Below are 22,895 nucleotides of genomic sequence, written 5' to 3' on the forward strand. Positions count from 1 at the left end.
CCCGCCGATGAATGTGTCGCGACGTAGTTGGCTGCAACAGGCTGGTGCAATGGGTGCCGTGTTCGCAGCCGATTCTGCGCTGTCTGCGGCTCCACGACCACTCCCGCCCGACATCATCGATTGCCACACTCACTTCTACGATCCAACTCGCAAAGAAGGAGTTCCGTGGCCCGGCAAGCAAGACTCTGTGCTCTATCGCCCAGTATTGCCGGACGAGTTCCAGAAACTGACGAAGCCGCAGGGCGTAACCGGAACGATCGTGGTCGAGGCCAGCCCATGGGTGGAAGATAATCAGTGGTTGCTTGATCTGGCCGCCAAACAACCGTTCATCGTCGGTCTCATTGGCAATTTGAAGCCGGGCAGCGACGATTTTGTGAAGAACGTCGAACGATTCACGGCCTATCGAAAGTTTCGCGGTATTCGGCTCAACGTCAATGATTTGAAGAACGGTCTGGAGCAATCGACCTATGTTGACCATTTGCGGGTGTTGAGCTTGCTGCAATTGACCGTCGATGTGAATGGCGGGCCCGAGACACCCGCTGTCGTCGCGAAGCTGGCGAAAGCCCTGCCAAACCTGTCGATTGTCATCAATCACTGCGGCAATCTACGCATCGATGGCGAGGAACCGCCCGCCGATTGGCTCGCGGGCATGCAGGCCGCCGCCGAGCACAAGCACGTATACTGCAAAGTCTCGGCGCTGGTTGAAGCGACCGGCAAGCGCGAGCAAGATGCGCCGCAGGATCTGAACTTCTATCGACCGGTGCTGGACGCCCTCTGGAAGACTTGGGGCGTACATCGCGTGATCTACGGCAGCAATTGGCCTGTCTGCTCGCGCGCTGCCTCGTATCAAACAGTCTTCGACATCGTCAACAAATACACCGCGGCGCGGTCCCAGGTTGCGCACGAAGCCTTCTTCTCCCAAAACTCGATTGCCGCCTATCGCTGGAAGAAAACATGAAAACCTCTCTCCTCGGCTTCAGCGTACTGCTCGTCGGCTCGGCCTTGTTGGCCCAGAACGAACTGCCCAAGGTTCCAAGTTCGGAGATCTCCCCCTTTCAAAAACCGGGGCGAGTGAGCATCGCCTCGCAAATGATGGCCGCAGCCCAACAAGCAGCGGCAGCCAAGCGGCTTGAAGATGCCGAGAACGCCTGCCAACGTGCGGAGCAGGTCGCGCCATTCTTTCCTCTGTTCTCCTATAACCTCGCCTGCTTCCAGGCGCTGCAAGGAAAAAAAGAACCAGCGCTCGCCAGCTTGGAACGCGCGGTGAAGGCTGGCTTCTCGAACGCGGCGCATTTGCAGAAGGATGACGATCTCGCTTCGCTGCGGGACGATCCCAAGTTTGCGGAACTCGTACAGCAGGTCAAAGACGGCGTCTACAAACCGGCCAGCACCGATCCACCAACCAGCAAGGTCGAAGTGGGCGTCGCCACGGTCACCGCTAAGAATGCCGTCTGGGATCCAGGACGTAATCTCGTTCGTATCTCGTTCGAGCCCGCCGAGCTTGATAAGGACGCGGAAGCTGTTCCGGTGATCAAGGGGCACGGCGAAGTTGGCAAAAAGCTGATCGAGTGGTTCAAAGAGGGAACCGCAGCCGGCAACAGCGGCGACTATTACGACAACTGCGATCGCGACCACTCGAACATGGCCTACGAGCAGTTTCCGCAACTCACCCGCATCGAATACGCTCCGGAAATCTCCAAGGAAACGGGCTACGGAGTTCAATTGACGAACATCTTCGCCGCTCCCGGGTTGCAGGCAGTGCTCGGCAATTCATCGACCGCACAAACGGCCGGCCCGCTCTGGCGCAGCAATCCGCGGCTCGCCTACATACGTCCCGGCGGCATCGAAACTCTCTTCGTCCAATACCTGAATAACCATATGTACTTCTATCCCGAGCATCGCGATCACGACCCGGGTCACAACGGCGAGGGAGATGGTTACGGCGACGTCTACGCCGTGAATCTCCCTTACGTCATTGTCAGCCAGGGCTCGTCGGGCTCCGATCGCGCCTTCATGGATGCCATCTGCTGCACGCTCGCCGCCTTGCGGCCCGATGTGAAAAAAACGCTGGCCGAAAAGCAGATGCTCATGCCCGCCATGCAGATGATTTTCCGCCGCTCGAACAAACCGGTGAAGAACGACGCCGACTACCTGACCGGCAGCGCGCACCCCACCGTCTTCGATGGCAAAGAACTCGACGTGCTCCGCATGATCGAGCTCGCTCATTCGCTCACACTCGAATCGCTGCCGCCGGTGGTAATGGTCCGTGTGGAGGACGAAGAGAAGCCCGTTCTCGGCCGCGACTACTTCGACGCTGGCGAGCGCGAAAAACTGTTCGACACGCCGATGGCCGTCGCCCGCATTTGGCGATCGACCCAGTACAAGCGCAAGTACATCCTGTCGGCCAAAGGGGTCGACACCAACGGCGCCAAGCTGACCTATCACTGGAAAGTCCTGCGCGGCGACGCGAGCAAGATCGATATCAAACCCCTGGGCGACGGCACGCGCGCCGAAATCGCGCTCACCTGGCAAGGCCGCGCGCCGATCGCCGAGGGCTCGACAATGGAATCGAATCGCCTCGACATCGGCATCTTCGGCCACAACGGCACTCACTACTCCGCTCCAGCGTTCTTTTGCGTCAACACGCTCGATAACGAAGAGCGGACCTACGATGACCAGGGACACATCAAAAGCATCGTCTACACCGGCGCTGAAGAAAAAGGAAACTACGTCGACCCCGCCTTCGACACGCCGAAGTCATGGCGCGACGACTACCGCTACGACGACGCCGGCAAACTTCTCGGCTGGAAACGCACCAAGGGCGAACGCAAAGAAGACTTCACCGCCGACGGCCTCCTCATCACCTCCAAGGACGACAACGGCCTGCCGCTCGTTCTCAAGCACGTCACCTACGTCCCCGTCCCGCGTGCAGGCAAGCCCCCCGCGCTCGAAGCCATGGTGGGTGAAGCGGTGGAGAAGGGGAAATAGTGGGGAATTCGGATTGCGGAATGTGGATTTAAGAAATTGACGCATTTGCACTCCGCATTTCGCAATCCCCACTCCGCACTTTCAGGTCCGTCGCGTAAAATCGCCCGATGGCTGCCGCGACCCCCATGATGCAACAATATCACGATGCCAAACAGGCGTGCGGCGACGCGCTGCTGCTGTTTCGCATGGGTGATTTTTACGAGCTCTTTTTCGAAGATGCGAAGACCGCTTCGCGCATTCTCGGGCTCACCCTCACCAGCCGGGACAAGGGCGAAAACCCGATTCCCATGGCCGGTTTTCCCTACCATCAGCTTGAGGGCTATCTCGCCAAGCTGATTGCCACCGGCCTGCGGGCTGCGGTGTGCGAACAGGTCGAAGACCCCAAGCAGGCCAAGGGACTCGTCAAGCGCGAGGTCACCCGCGTCGTCAGTCCCGGCACACTCACCGACGACGCACTGCTCGATCCGCTGCAAAATAATTATCTGGCGGCGGTTGCGCTTCCTGTCGATCTGCAAGCAGCCGGTGCGCTGGCGGGAATTGCCTGGGCGGAATTATCGACCGGTCGGTTTTTCGCCGCGGTCGTGCCGCTCGCGCGCGTGAATGACGAGATCGCGCGCATCGGCCCGGTCGAATGCTTATTGGGCGACGAAGCCGAGTTCAAGTTACACCTTCCCAGCAAGGCTGTTCTCACCAAACGCCCAGCTTGGGCATTCGCGCACGATACGGGTGCCTCCGCGCTCGCGCGGCATTTTCAAACCAAGAGTCTCGACGGCTTCGGCTTCACTGAAGACGATGTGCCCGCCATTCGCGCGGCCGGCGCGGTGCTCGATTACCTGCAAGAGACGCAGAAGACGAATCTCGAACACATCGACCGACTGCTGCCGTATCGTTCCGGGCAATCGCTCGAAATCGACGAAGCGACCCGCCGCAGCTTGGAACTGACCCGCACGCTCCGCAGCGGCTCGCGCGAGGGTTCGCTCCTGGCCGCGATCGATCGCACGGCAACCCCCATGGGTGGCCGCTTGCTCGCCGATTGGCTGGCCAGTCCGCTCACCGATAAGACGCAGATCGAAGGCCGACTGAACGCCGTCGCCGAACTGGCGCACGAATCTTCACTGCGCGACGACCTGCGCGAGCAGCTTCGCGGCGTCTACGATTTGCAGCGGCTGCTCGCTCGCGTCGCCACCGGCCGCTGCACGCCCCGCGATTTGTGCTTTGTCGGCCGCACGCTCGCCTCGCTCCCCAAGCTCAAGGCGAAACTCACCGCGCGGAAGAGTACGCTGCTAGGTGAATTGGAAGGTCAGATCGATCTCTGCCCAGAGATTCGCGCTCAGCTTGAATCGGCCCTGCTCGACGACTGCCCGCTGCTGGCCCGGGATGGCGGCATGATCCGCGGCGGCTTTCACGCCGATCTCGATAAGCTGCGAGACCTTGCTGCCGGCGGCAAACAGTGGATCGCCAAGTACCAGGCGGAAGAAGCCGCGCGGACCGGCATTCCGAATTTGAAGGTCGCGTTCAATAAGGTCTTTGGCTACTACATCGAAATCACCAACAGTCACAAAGACAAAACGCCCCCCAACTATCATCGCAAGCAGACCACCACCAACGCCGAGCGGTACGTCACGCCGGAACTCAAAGAGTACGAAGAGCAAGTCCTCACCGCCGACGAGCGTGCCAAAGAACTTGAGTACGACCTGTTCCTTAAACTGCGCGACATCGTGCAGGCTGCGACTCGCCGCCTGCAAGGAACCGCCGCAGCCCTCGCGCAGATCGACGTCCTCGCTTCGCTGGCCCAGCTTGCTTGCCAACGGAATTACTGCCGGCCGGTGATGACCGAAGAACCGGTGCTGCAGATCGTCGACGGCCGTCATCCGGTGCTCGACGTCATTGAGACGCAGGGTTCGTTCGTTCCCAACGATGCCCGCTGTGGCGGCGACGACGGCTTCGTGCTGCTGATCACCGGCCCCAACATGGCCGGTAAGAGCACGTACATTCGCCAGGTCGCACTGCTCACCGTTATGGCCCAGATTGGCAGTTTTGTACCAGCCAACTCGGCGACTATCGGCATCGCCGATCGCGTGTTTGCCCGCGTCGGAGCCAGCGACGAACTGTCGCGCGGGCAAAGCACGTTCATGGTCGAGATGACGGAAACGGCCCGCATTCTGAACACGGCCACGGCTCGCAGCCTGGTGGTGCTAGACGAGATCGGCCGCGGCACTAGCACCTACGACGGCATCTCGCTGGCCTGGGCCATCGTCGAACACCTGCACGACACCATCGGCTGCCGGACCTTCTTCGCCACGCACTACCACGAACTGACCGACCTTGCGGGAACCATGGCCGGCGTCCGCAATCTCAATGTCGCCGTCAAAGAGTGGGAAGAGCAGGTCATCTTCCTCCATAAAATCATTCCCGGCGCGGCCGACAAGAGCTACGGCATTCACGTCGCTCGCCTCGCCGGCGTGCCCCGCAGCGTGAATGAACGGGCCAAACAAATTCTCGCGCAACTCGAACAGGAACACCTCGACTCCGACGGCAAATCGAAGCTCGCCGTCAAACCCAAGACCAAGCGCCGCGGCGACCTCCAGCTCACGCTCTTCGCCCCCGAAGAGCACCCCGTCATGGATAAGCTCCGCCAACTCGACCCCAACAGCCTCACCCCGATGGCTGCGTTGCAACTGTTGAGTGAATGGCAGCGGGAAGTGAAGGCAGAGGCAAGTAGGACGAATCTCAGCTTGACTCCCCTGAACTCCTAAACCTTCCAAGGCACTCGTGAACTCTCCCAGACGGCTCTTCGCGTAATTCGATTCGCATAATTGCCTTCATGACCGCAGAGTCGAAGTAACACGAGGTCCAGATACCACATGGATAGACGCCAAGCATCATAAAACGCGCCTTCCGGAAGACCTTTGATCTCACCAGAATGGACAAGCCCGTTTCGAATCTTAGTAACTGCCTCTAACCCATCTTCCCACTGCTTACCTGGTTGGGCGTGTAATGTCCGTAGTTCTTTGGGTATTTCCGAGGGAATGCCCAACGACGTCGTAAGTAGCCGTAACCGATTCGCCGCGCTTAGTCCTCGCGGAGCAAAGGCATCCTTCGTAACAAGCTTTTTATCTTCGACACAATAGGTCCAGGCCAACCCTTCGAGAGCCGTCTGTGCAAGTATCAATCCCGTATCGACACCAATACCAACGCCTCGGTCGCTCGCACCGAGGTACCAGTACAACGCGTTTGTCAGAGCTTTCCTCCACGTCTTCTGGAAAAACAGGTTAGCAAATCCTGGGAACACCTGGGACAGAATTTCCCCTTCCTGCTCGCAAAACCATGATTGCGAAGAATTCCACGCTCCATCGGACACCATTGGCAAGCCCCATTCTTCATGCACAACTCTGCCGTTTTCATCAAATCCGACCGGCAGCGCGACGGCTGACCAACGTCCAAAGGCGAAAGACAGAAAATACTGTAGGCAAGTGATAATCTCTGTTACCGATTTGGTCGAAAACTGTGAACTGTCCTCCCTAACGATTTCACAAATGTGTGTAATCGCATAGCCACCCTTCTCCTTAAGTTCTTCGAGCATCTTGCCTGTTTGTAAGTTTGCCGCAATCGTGATGGTCCAGCCATCAAAACGCAACACGACACGCCCACATCTGCAACCGCCAAAAAGTGGCGGCTCGTGTGTTCTAAAAATGTAGTCCTGCGCAGACAGAAACTTGGGCAAATTGAATAGGTGAACGACCGCGCGACTAATACAATTGGAGGGAGCCGTCGCACAAATAGCCGACCTAGCCGGTACAAACTCTAAAGTTCCTTTCGATCCATGTGCGGAACTGAATAATGCATCGAAGGAAACATTCCGCTTCGTGAATCGGAGCTGCAAGTCACCCCGATCAAAAAGAGTATGGATTGCCGGGCCTTCATCACCATTCATTGGACACACAATCTCAAGCCTGTCCCTTGGTGCAAAACGCAATCTAAAGTCAGCTTCATAATTTAGGGTCACGCCATCGACTTCGAAGTCAATCGAATGATTGCCAAACGAGATCGGTTCATTTGCGAAATTCTGAGTATAGACAGGAGCGATTGGGGCTTGCAAAAGTATTTCTAAAGACATAGGGCACTTTGATGTTCGCTACGTTGGTGTGGCATTTGTCGTGAAGGACACTCTACCAGATAACGATAATGACCCGAAACCAAACAAGTAGTTCAGGCAAGTACTCTTGCCTGACAGAACCCGCGTTCGTTTTTGTTTAAGGCCGGCACCACATATGCTCGCCCGCGTTTCGTGGTAGGTCAGGACTTCTTAGGGAAAACGCTCGCGGCACTCGCGCATCACCTGACCGAGCAGGTCGCGCGCGAGTTCCGTGGCGAATAGTGCCGCGCGACGTTCGGCAACAACCGTGAAGAAGTACGTTCCACCAGGGATGAAATGTCGTCGATAGTCGGACATGGTAGGTAACCACCCGTGAGGTAGGAGTACCTGCCTGACCTACTGACTGACTTGTATTGCAGTTGTTGAGTGAATGTCAGTGGGAAGTATATTGGTAGCCGATGCCATCAGCCCTTGGTAAAGCCGATATCGCGCATGCTTCCGTCGGAAAGTTTCACTGCCACGATCCGACCCGACCATCGATAGCCGATAAGCTCATCGGGATTTTCGTCGGATATGACGATGTCTGTGAAGGAGTCGGAATCATGCTGTGGGTCGTCTGCAACTCTCCACTTTTCAGTGCCATCGGCTGAAATCAAAAAAACATTGCGATGTAGGCCGCCATCTTGCAGATCCTCAAGAACAAACACGTATGGGTCGTCCAGCATGCAGAGTGTAGGGTCGTAGGACTCAAACAGTAGAGCAGTCCCGTAGTTGCCGCACATCAGTGACTTTTTAGCATGGCGGGAATCTGGCATCGGCATGTCATAGAGACTTTCGAAGAGCAAGTTTATCAGGCAGGTACTCGTGCCTGACGGTGGAGGCTGAGGCTGCCAAGGTAATGATAAGGCATCGCTGCAATCGAGTACACACGCGGGCCCTGCGGCTTGACGCTGGTTTGTCTGACTATTATTTGCACCGGACGCCTTTGGTCACAAATCTAATTCAATTACATAGCCAAAAATCCATAAATAATACTTCGGTTTCCATGTCAAGCTGCTAAGTGGTGTGCTTATCCCCCCTTCATGCAATAGCTCGCCTGCCTCAATTACTAGCGGAGCCTTCGCAGTTACGTCTTCAATCTCTACGAGTCTATCTTGCCGCGCCAAGAAGTCTTTCACATCTTGAGTTCCCCAGTCTTTTGTAGCCTGCAATAGACCAAAGTAGGCCGCTGCACCCAACACGGCGACAATCAGAAATGCGAGCGAGAATCGCGGCTTCCATCGTTCAGTTTCTAATTTGCCCATCGCATGCGATCTCATATTCTCGGTACGGAACGAAATTGCCGGCGATGCTAATATGACTTCTTCGGAATCCGCTCTGGCTTTCTATCGAGATCTGACACTACTGATCTAGCTACCTCTACAATTACTGGCTAAGGTCGCACAATGACGTAGGACGTTTCGTCGGGCATGACGAGAATGGCGGAGATGAAGCGTCGTTCTTTGCCCCAGCCTTCGTCGACGGGACCGATGATGTAGCCTTTCCCTTTGGTTCCCGTAATGTCGTAGACGGCGGCCTTCTTGCCGATGCGGCCTTGGTTGGCTCCGGCCGACTCCGTCAAGTTAATGCTTAGCTTGGTGATGTCGCCGATGTGCTGCCGGATGTCGGGATGGCTCTTCAACTGATTGAGTTGCGCCTGGCTGGCCAGGAAGCCCAAGGGGCCGCTCGCCTGTTTGCTGGGGGGCGGTGCCAAGGCCACTGCACCGCAGCAGAGCCCGCAGGTGAGCAGGCCGAGCAGGGCAAAGCCACCGAGGACATACCAAATGGTATTGTTGCGTTGCGGGCGACGATAAGGTTGTGGCGGATAGTTTTGATAATGCCCGGGAGGGGGTTGCTGGGCATTCAATCGTTGCCAGTTCGGGTCGTTCGGATCGAATGACATTGCTTCCTCAACAAATGGCAATTGCGCGGGAGCGGTTGTTGTGAGGAAGGTTTTACCAGATAGCAGTAGGGGCCGAAAAGAACTTTTGCCTAGTTGGGGTCGGGGTCAGGAACACTCTCCGGGCGATCACGCTTCCGGCGCAGGATCGCACGATGTGAAATCGTAAATGGGGGGGTGTTCAATTAAGGGTGCCTTAGTTGAACAGCAGTGGTTGTATCTCTCGGGTTTTAGCGGGTGTTGGTGTCCAATTAGGCGAGGCAAGTTGAACGTTTAGGCGCGAATCGGAACGGCGCTTGGCCAGGCTACTGCGGCCGTTGTCGCGCGTCGTGCAGTTTGCTGGCGATCATGCCAGCGAGATAGCCACCCTTGAAGCCGGCGTTGATGTTGACCACGGTGACATTGGCGGCACAACTGTTGAGCATCGACAGTAGGGCTGCAATGCCGCCGAAGTTGGCTCCGTAACCCACGCTGGTCGGCACACCAATCACTGGGCAGTCGACATAGCCGCCGACGATGCTGGGGAGGGCTGCTTCCATGCCGGCGACGCAGACAATGGCATCGCTGCCGACGAACTCCGGCAGCCGCGCGGGGAGGCGATGGGGGCCGGCGACCCCGACGTCGTTGATGGTGTGGACGTTGATCCCCATCCAGTCGAGCGTTTCGCGGGCTTCGTCGGCGACGGCCAGGTCGCTGGTGCCGGCGGTGATCACCGTGACCCTTCCCTTGCGCTCCAGCGGCGGAGCATCGTGCGGATCGACGCGAAACGTGCTGGCGAGTGAGTTGTAGCGCGCGGTGGGATTCTTCCTCGAGGCGAAGTGGGCGCGGAGCAAATCGGCTTTCTCCTCCGAGATTCTGGTGGCCAGACAGCGAACCTGCGCGGCCAATAGACGGTCGAAGATGGTGGCGATGGTTGCGGCGGGTTTCCCTTCGCCAAAAATTACTTCGGGAAAGCCGCAGCGGCGGGCACGGTCGAGATCGAGCGTGACGTCGGGCGTAACGGCTGTGGTGTTGGCCGACATCGCGGCCGAAATGGCCGAGAGGAAGTCTTCGCGGGGAAGTTTTCCGGCGAGCAGGTCAGCGGTGAGTTGAGCCAGTTCGTCCGGCGGCATAGGGGAGGGGAGGGGAGGAGGCATCAAACGTAAATCCCGTCAGCGGACACAGGGTCGGGTTGTTTTTCGGGCAACAGGACTCGGCTTTGCCAATTCGCGTTGGCCCGAAACATCAACCTGACCCTTTTTCGGGACGAGTTTGTTCGGCCACGGCAAGATCATGCTGTCCGAAAAACCTCCCGACCCTGCTCATATTATCGCGGCCTTGTCAGCAGAACGATGGGTGGTGAAAATACGAGGCTTGCCGGTAGGTCACATTCGCTGAATGTGACCTATGCGGATGCGAACGGGCAACCTTGCTCGCGGACGCTCGATCGTCGCGAGCAGCAGAGGTCACTTCGGGCCGAAGTGACCTACTAGTCGACCTTCAACCACAATTCACAACAGAGTCTCTTTCCATGCCTAGCTGCGTGTTGGCTTATTCTGGCGGTCTCGATACTTCGGTCATTCTCGGCTGGCTGATGGAAGAAGGGTACGACGTCCACGCGGTGTATGTGGACCTGGGGCAGCCTTGCGAAGACCGCGCGGCAACCAAGAAGAAGGCCCTCGATTGCGGCGCGAAGAGCAGTCGGATTGTGGATGTGCAAGAAGAACTGTGCCGCGACTTTGCCTTTCCTGTGCTGCAATGGCAGGCCAAATACGAAGGCTGGTACTTGCTGGGGACTTCGATCGCCCGCCCGCTGATCAGCAAGGTCTGCTTGGAAGTGGCTCGCGAAGTTGGGGCCGATGCTTATGCCCACGGAGCGACCGGCAAGGGGAACGATCAATGCCGTTTTCAGTTGGCCGCTGAGGCGCTGAATCCTGCGGTGAAGATCATCGCCCCTTGGCGGATCGAAAAGTTCCGCAAGCTGTTCCCCGGCCGGACGGAAATGATCGCCTACTGCGACAAGCACAACATTCCGGTCAAGGCCAGCGTGAGCAAGCCTTATAGCAGCGACGAAAACTGCCTGCACATCAGCTACGAAGCGGGCAAGTTGGAAGACCTGAACGTGAACGGCGTCGAGACCGTCGAGTTCGGCATGACGGTAACCCCACAAAAGGCACCCGACAAAGTCGAGCAAGTGAAAATTGCCTTCGAGAAGGGCGTACCCGTCAGCGTGAATGGCAAGGCGCTGAGCCCGCTGCAGATTGTGAAAACGCTGAACGAAATCGGCGGCCGCAACGGCGTCGGCCAGATCGACATGGTCGAGAATCGCTTTGTTGGCATGAAGAGCCGCGGCGTGTACGAAGCCCCGGGCATGACCATTCTTTACGCCGGTCATCGCGTCATCGAACAATTGACGATGGACCGCGACCTGATGCACCTCCGCGATTCGCTCTCGCCCGTCGTCGCAGAAATGGTGTACTACGGTTTTTGGTATCACGCCAAGATGGACGCCCTCCTCGCTTTCATCAAGGATGCCCAAAAGCACGTCACCGGCGAAGTGACCCTCAACCTTTACAAAGGGAACATCCAGGTCGACGGCCGCAACAGCCCGAACAACCTGTACGACGAAGGGATCGCCACGATGGAAGGTGGCGGTTCGTACAACCAGACCGATGCCGAAGGCTTCCTGCGCATTCAAGGGCTGCCTGGTCGCGTGCAAGGCCGGACGACACCGCGGAAGTACTAATGGTTATGCCAGGGCTTGCAAGGCAACTAGCGGGGCTGTCGCGCCCAAGCGTCGAACTGCGATGCGTCCGCACGAGCGCGGCCGGCCCGCCAATGTCCCGTGGCAGTGTATAGCTGTGCCCGATTTGTCAGGAAACCGGCTTTCCAGAAAACGTTTGGCTCGATCGCGGCCAATGCGGTGAGGGACTGATCTGGCGAGATGCACATGGCGACCAGGCAACGACCGAGCAAACGATCCTCTTCCAATCGATGCATCGAGAATGGCGTGTCTAGTTGCGCCAAGACTTGAGTTGCCGCGGCAGCATCGACTTCGGTTAAGGGAATGGTGTGGCGAAGTGCGGCAGTGAGCAGTTGCGGACTTCCCCAAGGGTTTTGGTGCAATTGCCGCAGCATCGCCAGTGACTCTTCGAGCCCACGTCGACGGTCCCCTTTTTTCAGGAAGCCGATCGCTGCGATGGCGGATGCTTCGGTTTTGTTATCCGCTTGAATGGCTGCCAGCACTTTTTCGGGAATTGGCTGCCCCGCTTCAGCCAACGAGTGCGCGTACAACACTCGTTCGATTGCACAGGAATCGTCGAGCGGGAATTTCTGAAACGCTTGCGCTGCGGCGGAGTAGTTGAACTGCGTGTAAAAAGTGAAAGCATCGGCGCGGTCCGTCTGTCCCGTGAGCAGCCACGGTTTACTGGGAACTGTGCCCCCTAGATAGGCATGGAGTGCCAACCGCCGCTGGGCGAGTCGTTGCTCGTTCCATTCGCCCGGTGGCAGCGGGCTGTCATCCCGCAGTTGAATCGCCTGCGCCTGCAGATCGACCACCGAAAATCGCGTCAGCTGGCCCATGGTTTTCGCGAACGCATACTCCAGCAAGTTGCGATCGTCGCGATTCAGGACAGCTTCCTCACGACTACAGAATTGTTCGATCGCTTTCGAACCGCAGACATAATGCGCGAGCAACCCTTCCAGATCGTCGATGCGCCAGGCAAGTTGCAAGCCTTCGCGAATCACAGGATCGGCCTGCCAGCGAGTCAGCGAAGCCTGGGTGTGTTGCAGCGACTGTGGCGACTTCCCGCAGACCAACACCATGTCAAGCGCGATCGTTCGCCACACTTGTACTTCGGGAAAAACGGTTCGTAGTGTCCTGAGCACGATCTGCACGGTCCGGTCATCGACTTCATACCCCTGCAGCCATTGCAGAAACAGACCATCTTCCGAGAGTCGCTCGTGGGCCGAGCGATAGAATTCCTGTGTGTACAGGTTCGCGATGCCGGCGCGATACGGATTCGAAGGTTCCGAAATGATAATGTCGTAAGCCTGGCTGCTGGTCAGCAAAAACTCGCGAGCGTCGTTGTAGTGCAGTTGAATCTTGGGGTTTTGGAGGGCGTTGCGATTGAGGGGCGCACAGAGTTCGGCCATGTACTGCACCGCCGGTTCTAGTTCAATCACATCGACCTGCTGCATCCCGCCAGCGTCCGCCAGCCAGCCTGCCGTTTCAGCCGTTCCCAGGCCAATGACGAGGCCGGTCTGGGGTTTGGGATGAAGGATTGGCCCTAGCAATCCCAGGCCAATCTGCGTGCCGGCATCGGCATAGGCGTTTCCATCGCTCTTGCCATTTACATTGAACGACAAGCTATCGGTGGCAATGATTCCGACACTGGACTCCAGTCCGTCTGTTTCCCACACGCACTTTCTGCGTTGGGCGTGCAGGAACTCCTGATCGGAATTTCTGCTGGTGCCGACGATTTTTCCGCGCCCCGCGCCGATGCCCGAATGGCGCCACGCAGGGGTGGGACCGTCCGCATAAGTGGCGAGAATCGCCAATCCAGCACAGCAGGCCGCCAGGCCCAACGTGCGGCTGTCGCGTAGATGCTTTGTTCCGCGCAGGCTCACGACGGCGAGGACAATGCCCCACGCGGCGAGGCCGAGGATCGCCGCCATCCATAACCCGGGCGCGGTGAGGGCAGGCAAAAGCAAGAAACCACCTGCTAACGAACCGCAGATCGCTCCGGCTGTATTGGAGGCGAAAGTCCACCCCACGTGCTTGCCGACGTTCTCGCGACCGCTGCCGGCGACAGCAATCAGTAAAGGAAACTGAAAGCCCGAGACGGCTGCCGCGGGCAGAATGACAAACGCCCCCACTTGAAACCAGTTCCACACGACGGCGGCGAAATTGGCGCTCTCCACACTCTGGGCATGCTGCATCCACAAAGCAATTTGATCGCCATACCAGAAAGGAATTGCGATCAGCAATGCCTCGAGAGCGCATGTGAGCGACACCAGTTGGAGAGACGGTTTGAGCCATCGCCCCACCAGATTGTAAGTCGCGCCTCCTGCACCAATGCCTAACAGCGCGACGCAGAGGATCAGCCCGAACGTGTAAGTCGTCCCTCCCAACAGAGGTCCGAGCATGCGATACCAGACAAGTTCCATCAAAAAGAAGGCGCACCCGACGACGGCCGAAGTGGCACAAACAAAGACTAGTGACGATGCGTTGCCCACTTCACTTGGCGCAGGTTGGACTTGCAAGTGTTTCTTAGTTTTGACGGGACTCTGGGCACATAACTGCCGGGAATAGGAAAACGCCGCCAATGCGATGAATGCATTGACGCCACAGGCGAGCCAAAGAACGCCGCGGTTACCCAGTTGTTCGATGAGCCAGAAGTTGGCGAGAAAAGCACCAAGCACTGCTCCCAGTGTGTTCAGACCATAGAGAGCGGCGATACCCCGGCGCGTGGGGTCCGAATTGCTAACCACCGCGCGGGCGGCCGCCGGAAGTGTGCCGCCCATGAGGACGGTGGGGACGGCCAGAACCGCAGCGGCGATCAACAATCGTACGAATGTTGCCAGGGTTGGCCCCAGCGCGACTTGGCCGCCGATGCTCACATAGAACCACCGTGCCAGGTCAATCAAAAATGGCGTGCTCGCAGTAAATATGGCGATGCCAAGTTCAAACCGGGCGTACCAGCGCAACGGCCGCTGCGACTCATCCATCCGCTTTCCCAGCAGTGCGTTACCCAGTCCCAGACCAGCCATGAAGATTGCCAGCACTGCAGCCGAAGCCGAAGTCGTGGCGCCAAATACCAATCGCAACTCGCGAATCCAGACGACTTGAAAGATCAACGCGCAGCTGCCTGAAATCATTAACAGGCACGCCAGGAGCCAGGCTGAGGCTGGTTGTTCGGGTCGGTCGTCGCGCACAGAAAGCTCAAACTTGTTGAAGGCACACAGAACAGAAAGAGTCGGTTCTCAACGATTTTCTCAGGCTGATCGCCCGCTTCGATGAAGTTTTGACGAAGAATTCGCCAACTTTGGCGACTTCGGCAAAATCATTGCTTGATCGACAGCGGGCTGCGTAAGTATCGCGGTGGGCAGTTGGCGACTTAACAGAAACAGACCGGCCGCGGCACTACGATCGACGGGGGGTAGGGAACAGGAAATCGGTCATTGGCACTGTTTATTTAACTTGCCCCGTCGCTCTGTGGTGGGGTATCTTTAGCTCCAACTCTGCCGGAACAGAGTACCCAGGCAACGTCGAGTCTTTCCCTCCTCTGGTTCGGAGGTTGCGATGCGGCTTTGCAGGTTCGTTCCCCGATTTTCTTTACGCACGCTGTTGGCGTGCATGTTCGTGGCGGCAGTCTCGTTGCAGACGGGTCTGCGGGCGCGCGAGCATTATCGACAGCAGCGGCAGGAAGTGTTGATCGCCGATTTGCGGGCGTCGATCGTTACGAGCCAGCGGCTAGCGCCTTGCTTTGGGCCAAGGATGCTCGATTTCACCGAGCGGCGCATCAAGCAATCGCAGCAGGAGGGGTGGCTATCCCCGCGGCAGCAGCGCGACCTATTGCAATTGGTGAGTACTGAACGGGTGCGTCAGCAACAAGAACGGGTTGCCTTCGTTCCCAACCAACTCGACCAGTGGGCTGGAACGGGCGGGCAACTTTGCCCCTGGTAGTCGCTGGGCCATAAGATGCCAGCTATGGGATTGAATCGACACTACCTGCAATTTTCGCTGCGCACACTGCTGCTGAGCATCTTCGTGGCAATTGTGATGGGGCAAGCAACGCGCACCGTAATGCACGCGCGGCATGAGGAGCAGTTGCGACTGAAACGCGAAGCGTTTATCGCCAAGATTGAGCAGTCCATCGCCAACACGCGCAACTACCCGCCCCGCTGCGGGCTGATCTTTTTGAATCAGATCGAAAGACAGATGGACACAGCGCCGGAGTATAAAACACTCCGCGCTGACGACCGTAGCCAGCTGGGCAGCCTGCTCGAAGCGAAACGCTTTGAGTATTTTTCGCAGCGCGATCAGTTGGCAGCAACGCGGTCGATGTCTCCCGATCGCGCCGCGGTCGTACCGTAGCGAACGTCAGTTCCAGGTCGATTGCTACAGCGAATCAAGCTCCGGCAGCACGCGGACGAGTTTCCAGTGCTGTTCTTTTCCGTCGTGCCATTTCCACTGGATTATGCGAGCGCTATCGTCGACGCGTGCTGCGGCCACCGAGACGTAGTGACCGGAAAACGTCAGACGAATTGCGTAGAACGAGCCCTTGTACTCCATCCGCACCATTTCGTTGTCGCCGTTCGTAACCGTCCATTGCAGGAGCGTTCTTCCCTGGGCACGGTCGCTGGCGGGAACGTTGACCACCATGTCGGTCTGGCGATTTTTCAGTCGTGGCTTGGAACCATTCCACTGAGCGGAACGCCAGTGCAGCAAGTGGTTGGTGGGATCGTCCTTCAATTGCCCAAGTTCACTGCCGCGATGGCGTCCCTCGTTTTTCACACCAAGGACAAGCCCGCTGTTCTCGTTGATCAGGCGGAACCAGCAATCGGGAAATCGCTGGATGACGTCGCCAATCACCGCACTTTCCGTCGCCATGAATTCGGTGAGTTCGGCGTGAAGTTTGTCAAGCCGAGCCTGGTCGCCAGCGGCCTTCGCTTCTTTGAGGAGCGACACGAAAGTCTGCTCCACCGAGGCCCGTGCGGCGATGATCTCTGCCAGGTCTTGCGCTGGAACATATTCCGGAACGATGCTTCGTGTCAGGTAAGCTTCGCGCGCGGCGATGACTTCATTGGTGAGTTTCTCGACCCCCGACGCAGCCTCTTCCTGCTTGGCGAAAAAACTCAGGATGGCTTTGGAAAACTCGTCTCGCTCACGAGCGTAATTTGCATGCGCCTGCTCGAGACTCACACTTTCGACAACCGGTGGCGTGAGTGGAGCGGGTGGATCGACGGTCGCTGGAGGCACGAGCGCGACGGGTTCGAGTTGTTTCACATCGGGATCGGGAACCTTGGCCACTTCCGCTGGCTTGGCCGGTGGTGGTTCGGTGATTTTCTTGGCAATCGGTGGGACGAATTTGGGGACTGGACGCGTGACTGCGATTTTGTCGGGCTTGGTTTTAGTCGGTTGAACCTTGGCCGTTTGCTTGGGGACCGCGGGGCCGCCCGAATTAATCAGGACGATCACGCCGGCGCAAACGGCAACGGCGCCGAATGCGATCAACGTCATGACGGCCGGTGAAGCATTTTCGCGCTTCGCGGGCTTCGAGAACTTGCTCTTGCTGAACGAAGGTTGCGGCTCGCGTATCGGAGCAGTTGGTGCCACGACCGGCTTCACGGAAGCGAGCACCGGCCGGATGGGCTGCGGCGCGAGAGATGGTTGCGGCAGCAGCGGTGGGGGAGGTGGCAACGGCAGGCTGACGGGCCGAGGCGCAACCGCGGCACCGACAGGCGTGATTGGCACCGTTGGCAGTGGTAAAGCTGTGGTCGCTACAGTCGGTGTTGCTGGTTGGAGCGTGGCTTTGAGTGCATCGTCGTACTTGGCCTTCGACGCCGGATTGAGCAAGCAGATCATCGCTTGCGACAGTTCGTTCATCAGCTTTTGCGAGATGGGGCCCTGGGGCCCGGACTGATATTGCTTGACGAACGTTCGCTGACGATCGGCTGCATTTTCGATTACCTTGCCATCGGCCTCGAACAGTTCCAGGCCGAGCAAGCGGTAATGATTCGGTGGCTGATCCTTGGGCGGGATGCCCAGCCAAGCGTGATACGGATCAAAGGACTTCATGCGATGGTTCTGCGGCGCGAGGCGAGCGTTTTACCCATGCCTCAACCTAGGGTCGTGCAGCGGTAAATGCAATCTTGGTCAACGTTCGACCTAGCGTCGCTTGCTCATTTGCTGGCTGAGCAGGTCGAGTTGACCTTTGAGATCGGCAAGCAGGAGGTGCGGGCTGGCCCCTTCGGACAGGTGCAGATAGAAGGACTGCGAAGGGTTGCTGTGCGACTGAGTGAGAAGGGTGGTCGAGTGACGGAGCTCGTGGAGTTCGCCATCGAGTTGGTCCAGCGTGTGCGACGTGGCGCGGTTGGTTTGCCAAAGTGTTTCGAGTTGCAGGACGAGGCCGAGAATGAGTCCTGCTTGACCGAACAGGGTGAGGGGCAGGCCAATCGACCAGAGGCTTTGACGGCCGGTGATGGCCGACCAACCCAGCAGGACGCCGCCGCAGACGAAACACATCACGCCGACAGACAGGGTTGCCCAGGCCAGCGCAGCGAACCGCGGTTTACTTGCGACTGAGTCCGAGTGATGGGGTGGCCTGCTATCACCCGTTGAGTTCGTCTCATAGGTGCCCGCCACTCCACCGGACAGTTCGCCAGCCCGCGCTAGGGACTCGGCAACTGGCGGAGCATCTTTCCAGGCCATGGCCAGGCGTTCGACGTAGCGAAGTTCCGCCTCCAGCTGCCAGTCTTCTTGGGGCAGGGGAGGGAGGAGCAAATTCTCGATGCTGGCCTGTTCGGGCAACGTGGTGAGCGGTTCGAGCCCGGCTGGCAGCGGCGGCATGTCGTAGCTGGCAACGCTACCCGGTGCGAATGGTGTCTGGCAACGAATGCACCGCTGGCCGCTGGTCCGGTCGCCCGGAACTACGGCGGGAACATCCTGCTGGCACTTCGGACACCACATAGCAGCCACTTGCCGAGAGGGAAAAGGCATTCTGCCGACGGCACAAATGCCACCGGCGTCTGTCCTAATCCATCGGCAGGCTGGTTGTTAATCTGTAGCGATTTTGCCGATTCTGCGGGGTGACTTGGCCGCGGCAAAACCTTTAAGAACTCCGACCTTCGTTTGACCAGACGTGTCACCAGCTGACGCTCTAATGGCTTGGCGATCGCTCTCTTTCAATTTGGTAGTTCCTGCGCGCGTGATATGCGGATAGCCTTGCTGCGCGCCAAGTGAGGTCGCCAACGTTGGCTAGCAAGGGCCGGCGAGTGTCCTTAACCTTCGCGATTGCCGGTTTTGGAATGAGCCTGCTACTGGGAGATGAGGCGAGATTTACTTCACGACATTTCGGAAACTGAATTTGGAGGTTTCCACAACGCGATCAGGACTTACGACTTGATCGATTGCCGCAAGTGATTTTCTGTAAATGCTTTGGTAGTTGCCGGAGAGACTTTCCGAAATTCGCGCACGCTACGAATTCCGGAAATTTTTCCAGATGATTGCCTCGCCTGCGAAGCAAATAGGTCTGAGCAGGCCCAGATTTGGTAAGGGTAGGGAAGCTTCCGCTGACCGCTCATTCCGCGACATGCGGAATGAGCAGCACGATACTGGCAATTAACCCCGGTTCACTAATCGCCAGCTTTATTCCAGCTTTTCGCCCCGGAGCCAGCGAGCAAGATCGGAGATTTGCTGCTTGGTCAGAAGCGAGCCCTTCGCGCCGGGCCCTGCTTTGCCGAAGAGGGGCATGCGGTCGTTGTTCTCGCCATAGAACGACGCATGGGCCGGGTCGGCAATGAACCGCTCGAGCCATTCTTGCGATCCCCAGCCCGTGAGGTCGGGAGCGGAACCAAGATCGCCCAGATCGCCGATCTTATGGCAATCGACGCAAGACGAGGTTGCAAAGCTGGTTTCGAACGCCGTGCGGCCCCGCATGAGCGTGCCATCATCGGCGGCTTGCTTATCGAGTTCCGCTTGGGCGGGAAGTTTCGCTTCGGCTGAGAGGGCGGCAATCAAGTCGGCAACTTGCTTTTTGCCGTCATCGTCCAGCGTCGTCATGTTGTCTTTGACAAAGTCGACCATGTCTCCTTCGAAGTGCTTTTTGGTCCGGCCGAAGTAATTCGGTCCAGCGATCTGCTTAGGATCGAGCAAACCAGCGAGCCAGGCGCGCGAACCGAAGCCGAACAGATTCGGCGCGGTCGCTTGCCGGGAAACGACGCCATTGCCGCTCGAGTCGCTATGGCTGTGGCACTGCGAGCAGTTGCTAACAAACAGTTGCTCGACCTTGTCTGCCTTGGAAGGCTTTTCCCCGCCCACGATTGCCAGCGGCTGGTTTTCGAGTTCGCGCGATTTGCGGACAGTCTGGCGAGCGAATTCCTCGGTCGGTGGCAGTTGAGGCTGTTTGGAATGCGGGTCGTAATATTCGCCGCGGAGCCAGGCAATGATCAGCGACAACTCGCGCACGCTGACCGAGTGCTTAGCGGGGCGGTCTAGGTCTTCGGCAAACTTGGGCATGCGATCGTTGCCGCTGCCATAGAACCGTTCGTGTTCCGGATTGCTAACGAGGCCCAGCATCCATTCGTAAGAGCCATAGCCGGTTAGATCGGGAGCAAGCCCGAGTTGTCCGTGATCGCCGAAACGATGGCATTCGTTCGTGCAGTTCTGCTGAATCAGGCCGATGCCCGCGCGAATCAGTTTGCTCTGGTCTTGCGAGTCGATTTCCTTCTGGCTAGGAAGCTTCGCTTGGGCAGAGAGAGCAGCAGCGATCGCGTCAAGCTTGTTTACACCATCGTCGGTCGTCCCTTCCAAGTCAGCTTGATGAGTCTTGAGCCATTCGACCATGCGACCTTCGCGCTGATTGGTGTGGCCGAAGTAATCGGCGGTGATTGGCTTCAGGTGATTATCGGGATGATCGTTCTGCTTGGCGACTGCTGGATTAGGCGAGGGAATCGCATCCCCCACGCTGACGGCGGTGAGTTGCTCGGGATTGAGAAAGCCCTTGATCCACTCGCGCGAAGCAAAGCCATACAAGTTGGGAGCGCCACTGTAAGGGAGTGTTTCGTCATACACGACTTTGCCGGCGGAATCACGAACGACTTTGATTTCCTTGCCACTGCCGGTGGTTTTGGGCGGCAGCATTTGGTTGGCAAAGCGAACGGCTGCAGCGTGCTCATGGTCGGCGGCCTTCTCTGGCGGCTTATCAGCAGTGGGCGCTCGATAGTCGTGACAGCTGGCGCAGTGCTGAGCAAACAGGCGTGGACCTTGAGTCAGAGGGTCGTTCCGCAGCAGATAGACGGCACCCTGACGTTGAATAAATCGCTTGTCGGAGAGCTCCCCTTCGTCTGGTTTTTGTTCATCCGGGATGACCCACTCTTGTCGGTTGATCAGATCGTACGTTCGCTCGGCATTTTGATGCGCGAGGATTTTCGCCTTTTGAAAGTCCGGGTTATTGGCGTCTTCCTGCAACGCAATGCCCGTCAGTGCCATGGCACCAACGAGCAAGAACAAGATGAAGCCAACGTTGAAATAATGCCCTGCTTTACTCATGCCAATGAACGGCGCGAGCGCGAGGATGGTCATCACAACGCCGGGAATCACCAGCGCGCCGATGATTTCCGTATTGCCGTGGAAGTACTTGAGGAGCTGAAACAGGAAGAGGTAGTACCACTCAGGACGAGCTGCGTCGTATGGTTCCGAAGGATCTGCGGGGGCACCGAGTTCGGCACCTTGATGAGCGATGGGCAACCTGCCGGCAACAGCATTCGGAACATCCCAGTGAATCACGCACAGGAGGACGATGGCCAGGAGCACTAGACAGCCCACGGCATCGAACAGAACTTGCTTCGGCCAGAAGTATTCGTTTTTAGCGTTCGGCCGCGGATGGGTCGTGATGCCATGCTTACGGAACACGGCAATGTGCGCGGCGAGAAAGATCACCAGCAAAGAAGGCAATACGCCGGTGTGCATGGCGAAGAAGCGAGTCAGTGTGTGATGGCCGTACTCACTGCCACCGACGGCGAGCAGTTGCAGGTCTTTGCCGACGACGGGTACCAGCGTGGCGAGGTTGGTGGCAACGTTGGTGGCCCAATAACCTTTTTGATCCCAGGGGAGTAAATAGCCGGTGAGACCGAGACCCATGACGATTTGCATGAGCACGAGGCCGAGCCAGTAGTTCACTTCGCGCGGGGCGCGGTAGGCACCATCGACAATCACCTGCAACAGGTGAATGCCCATGACCACGACCATTGCCTGAGCCATGAAGTGATGCACGCCGCGCAGCAACCAGCCGCCGGTCATTTCATGCTGAATGTAGTAAACGCTTTCGTAAGCGGTTTGACTGCTGGGGCTGTAAGCCATCCAAAGGAAGATGCCGGTGATGGCCTGCACGGTGAAGGCGAACACGAGCATGCTGCCAGTGATGTATCGCCAGCGGGCACCGCCGGGGATAGGTTCATATAAGGCATCGGCGAGCAACTTGTTGTAGCCGATGCGACGGTCTAGCCATTGGCTTAAGGCACGGATCATGCTGGTTTCGCCTCCCGGTGCTCTTTGCCTGGATAGAAGTTGCTGAACGCGACGAGGACTTCACCGTCGGGCTTCACTTCGACCTTGAGCGGGTCCATGTTGCGCGGACTGGGTGAGGGGAGAATGCGGGTGCCATCGGTTTCAAACGAACTCGTATGGCAAGGGCATTGGTAGAGCTTGCGTTCGGCCGAATAAGCGACGAAGCAACCCGCATGAGGGCAGATGGCGTTAAAGCACTCGACCGTTTTGCCGCCATCGACCTTACGCAGATAGACGGCACCGATGGGCTGGTTCGGCTCGACAGTCCAAATGTCTTTCAAGTCGGCGATGACGGGAACTTGGATTGGGGTGCCGTCATTGGGAATAGCAGCCAACGTGGCCACACGACGGAACGGCGGGACTGGCTCGTCACCAAAATGATCAGCGGGCGAGGTCTTCCGCTTCTTGATCGCCGGATCGAGAAAGAAGGCGAGGCCGGTGAGAAATGGAAAGACGCCGACGAGTCCGCCGACGACGGTGGCAATGATCGCGTAGACCACATTTCGCCGCTTGGTCGGTTCATCGAGCACGACCGTGACGTGAGCAGGATTGCCCACCGGATCGGGCGCTGCAGGGTCGGATGGTTTCATGGCAGCAGTCTC

Annotated in this window: 17 protein-coding genes; 6 read left to right on the top strand and 11 right to left on the bottom strand. The window is 58.0% G+C overall.

The genetic code is table 11. The features are described from left to right. Nucleotides 1–7: 7 nt before the first annotated feature. From ETAA8_RS11745 to mutS, 3 genes are all read left to right on the top strand, one after another. On the top strand, nucleotides 8–958 hold the full coding sequence (locus ETAA8_RS11745) for an amidohydrolase family protein (RefSeq protein ID WP_145088204.1): 951 nt from the start codon (nucleotides 8–10) through the stop codon (nucleotides 956–958). Then, complete coding sequence (locus ETAA8_RS11750; RefSeq protein WP_145088205.1) at nucleotides 955–2,988, top strand: tetratricopeptide repeat protein; 2,034 nt, start codon at nucleotides 955–957, stop codon at nucleotides 2,986–2,988. The genes ETAA8_RS11745 and ETAA8_RS11750 overlap by 4 nt, the downstream gene beginning before the upstream one ends. A gap of 107 nt (nucleotides 2,989–3,095) precedes the next feature. Then, nucleotides 3,096–5,744, top strand: coding sequence for a DNA mismatch repair protein MutS (gene mutS, locus ETAA8_RS11755; protein ID WP_238397739.1), 2,649 nt, complete (start codon nucleotides 3,096–3,098; stop codon nucleotides 5,742–5,744). Here the strand turns inward: mutS and ETAA8_RS11760 are convergent. The 6 genes from ETAA8_RS11760 to larB all read right to left on the bottom strand — a co-directional run bounded on the left by ETAA8_RS11760 (nucleotide 5,741) and on the right by larB (nucleotide 10,159). Beyond that, on the bottom strand, nucleotides 5,741–7,105 hold the full coding sequence (locus ETAA8_RS11760) for a hypothetical protein (protein ID WP_145088206.1): 1,365 nt from the start codon (nucleotides 7,103–7,105) through the stop codon (nucleotides 5,741–5,743). The two genes, mutS and ETAA8_RS11760, sit on opposite strands and share 4 nt — an antisense overlap. A gap of 189 nt (nucleotides 7,106–7,294) precedes the next feature. Then, nucleotides 7,295–7,441 (bottom strand): hypothetical protein, encoded by a 147-nt coding sequence (locus ETAA8_RS34580; RefSeq protein ID WP_202921777.1) that lies wholly within the window; start codon nucleotides 7,439–7,441, stop codon nucleotides 7,295–7,297. Between the two features lie 107 nt (nucleotides 7,442–7,548). Next, on the bottom strand, nucleotides 7,549–7,899 hold the full coding sequence (locus ETAA8_RS11765; RefSeq protein ID WP_145088207.1) for a hypothetical protein: 351 nt from the start codon (nucleotides 7,897–7,899) through the stop codon (nucleotides 7,549–7,551). 174 nt (nucleotides 7,900–8,073) lie between these two features. After that, nucleotides 8,074–8,388, bottom strand: coding sequence for a hypothetical protein (locus ETAA8_RS11770; protein ID WP_145088208.1), 315 nt, complete (start codon nucleotides 8,386–8,388; stop codon nucleotides 8,074–8,076). Between the two features lie 128 nt (nucleotides 8,389–8,516). After that, nucleotides 8,517–9,026 carry a hypothetical protein gene (locus ETAA8_RS11775; protein WP_145088209.1) on the bottom strand — a complete coding sequence of 170 codons (510 nt, stop codon included), beginning with the start codon at nucleotides 9,024–9,026 and terminating at the stop codon, nucleotides 8,517–8,519. 302 nt (nucleotides 9,027–9,328) lie between these two features. Next, a complete protein-coding gene (gene larB / locus ETAA8_RS11780; protein WP_238397740.1) occupies nucleotides 9,329–10,159 on the bottom strand; it encodes a nickel pincer cofactor biosynthesis protein LarB in 831 nt (276 codons plus the stop codon). A gap of 374 nt (nucleotides 10,160–10,533) precedes the next feature. Here larB and ETAA8_RS11785 point away from each other — a divergent pair, with 374 nt between their 5' ends. Continuing rightward, the gene (locus ETAA8_RS11785; RefSeq protein ID WP_145088210.1) at nucleotides 10,534–11,748 is read left to right on the top strand and encodes an argininosuccinate synthase; all 1,215 of its coding nucleotides are present in this window, start codon (nucleotides 10,534–10,536) and stop codon (nucleotides 11,746–11,748) included. A 26-nt stretch (nucleotides 11,749–11,774) separates the two neighbouring features. Here the strand turns inward: ETAA8_RS11785 and ETAA8_RS11790 are convergent, their stop codons facing one another. Next, complete coding sequence (locus ETAA8_RS11790; protein WP_202921778.1) at nucleotides 11,775–14,861, bottom strand: fused MFS/spermidine synthase; 3,087 nt, start codon at nucleotides 14,859–14,861, stop codon at nucleotides 11,775–11,777. A 499-nt stretch (nucleotides 14,862–15,360) separates the two neighbouring features. Between ETAA8_RS11790 and ETAA8_RS11795 the strand changes: the two genes are divergently transcribed. Further along, the gene (locus tag ETAA8_RS11795) at nucleotides 15,361–15,690 is read left to right on the top strand and encodes a hypothetical protein (RefSeq protein WP_145088212.1); all 330 of its coding nucleotides are present in this window, start codon (nucleotides 15,361–15,363) and stop codon (nucleotides 15,688–15,690) included. 24 nt (nucleotides 15,691–15,714) lie between these two features. Beyond that, a complete protein-coding gene (locus ETAA8_RS11800) occupies nucleotides 15,715–16,101 on the top strand; it encodes a hypothetical protein (RefSeq protein WP_145088213.1) in 387 nt (128 codons plus the stop codon). A 24-nt stretch (nucleotides 16,102–16,125) separates the two neighbouring features. Here ETAA8_RS11800 and ETAA8_RS11805 read toward each other — a convergent pair whose 3' ends face one another. The 4 genes from ETAA8_RS11805 to ETAA8_RS11820 form a co-directional block, all read right to left on the bottom strand. Then, entirely contained in the window at nucleotides 16,126–17,805 is a 1,680-nt protein-coding gene (locus ETAA8_RS11805; protein ID WP_145088214.1) for an RICIN domain-containing protein, read from the bottom strand. 90 nt (nucleotides 17,806–17,895) lie between these two features. Continuing rightward, a complete protein-coding gene (locus ETAA8_RS11810) occupies nucleotides 17,896–18,726 on the bottom strand; it encodes a hypothetical protein (protein WP_145088215.1) in 831 nt (276 codons plus the stop codon). A gap of 648 nt (nucleotides 18,727–19,374) precedes the next feature. Beyond that, nucleotides 19,375–22,254, bottom strand: a complete 2,880-nt coding sequence (locus tag ETAA8_RS11815) for a cytochrome b N-terminal domain-containing protein (RefSeq protein WP_145088216.1) — start codon at nucleotides 22,252–22,254, stop codon at nucleotides 19,375–19,377. Continuing rightward, the gene (locus tag ETAA8_RS11820; RefSeq protein ID WP_202921779.1) at nucleotides 22,251–22,883 is read right to left on the bottom strand and encodes a QcrA and Rieske domain-containing protein; all 633 of its coding nucleotides are present in this window, start codon (nucleotides 22,881–22,883) and stop codon (nucleotides 22,251–22,253) included. Before ETAA8_RS11820 ends, ETAA8_RS11815 begins: the two co-directional genes overlap by 4 nt. Nucleotides 22,884–22,895 lie beyond the last annotated feature (12 nt).

Source organism: Anatilimnocola aggregata (assembly GCF_007747655.1).
In the GTDB taxonomy this organism is placed as follows: Bacteria; Planctomycetota; Planctomycetia; order Pirellulales; family Pirellulaceae; genus Anatilimnocola; species Anatilimnocola aggregata.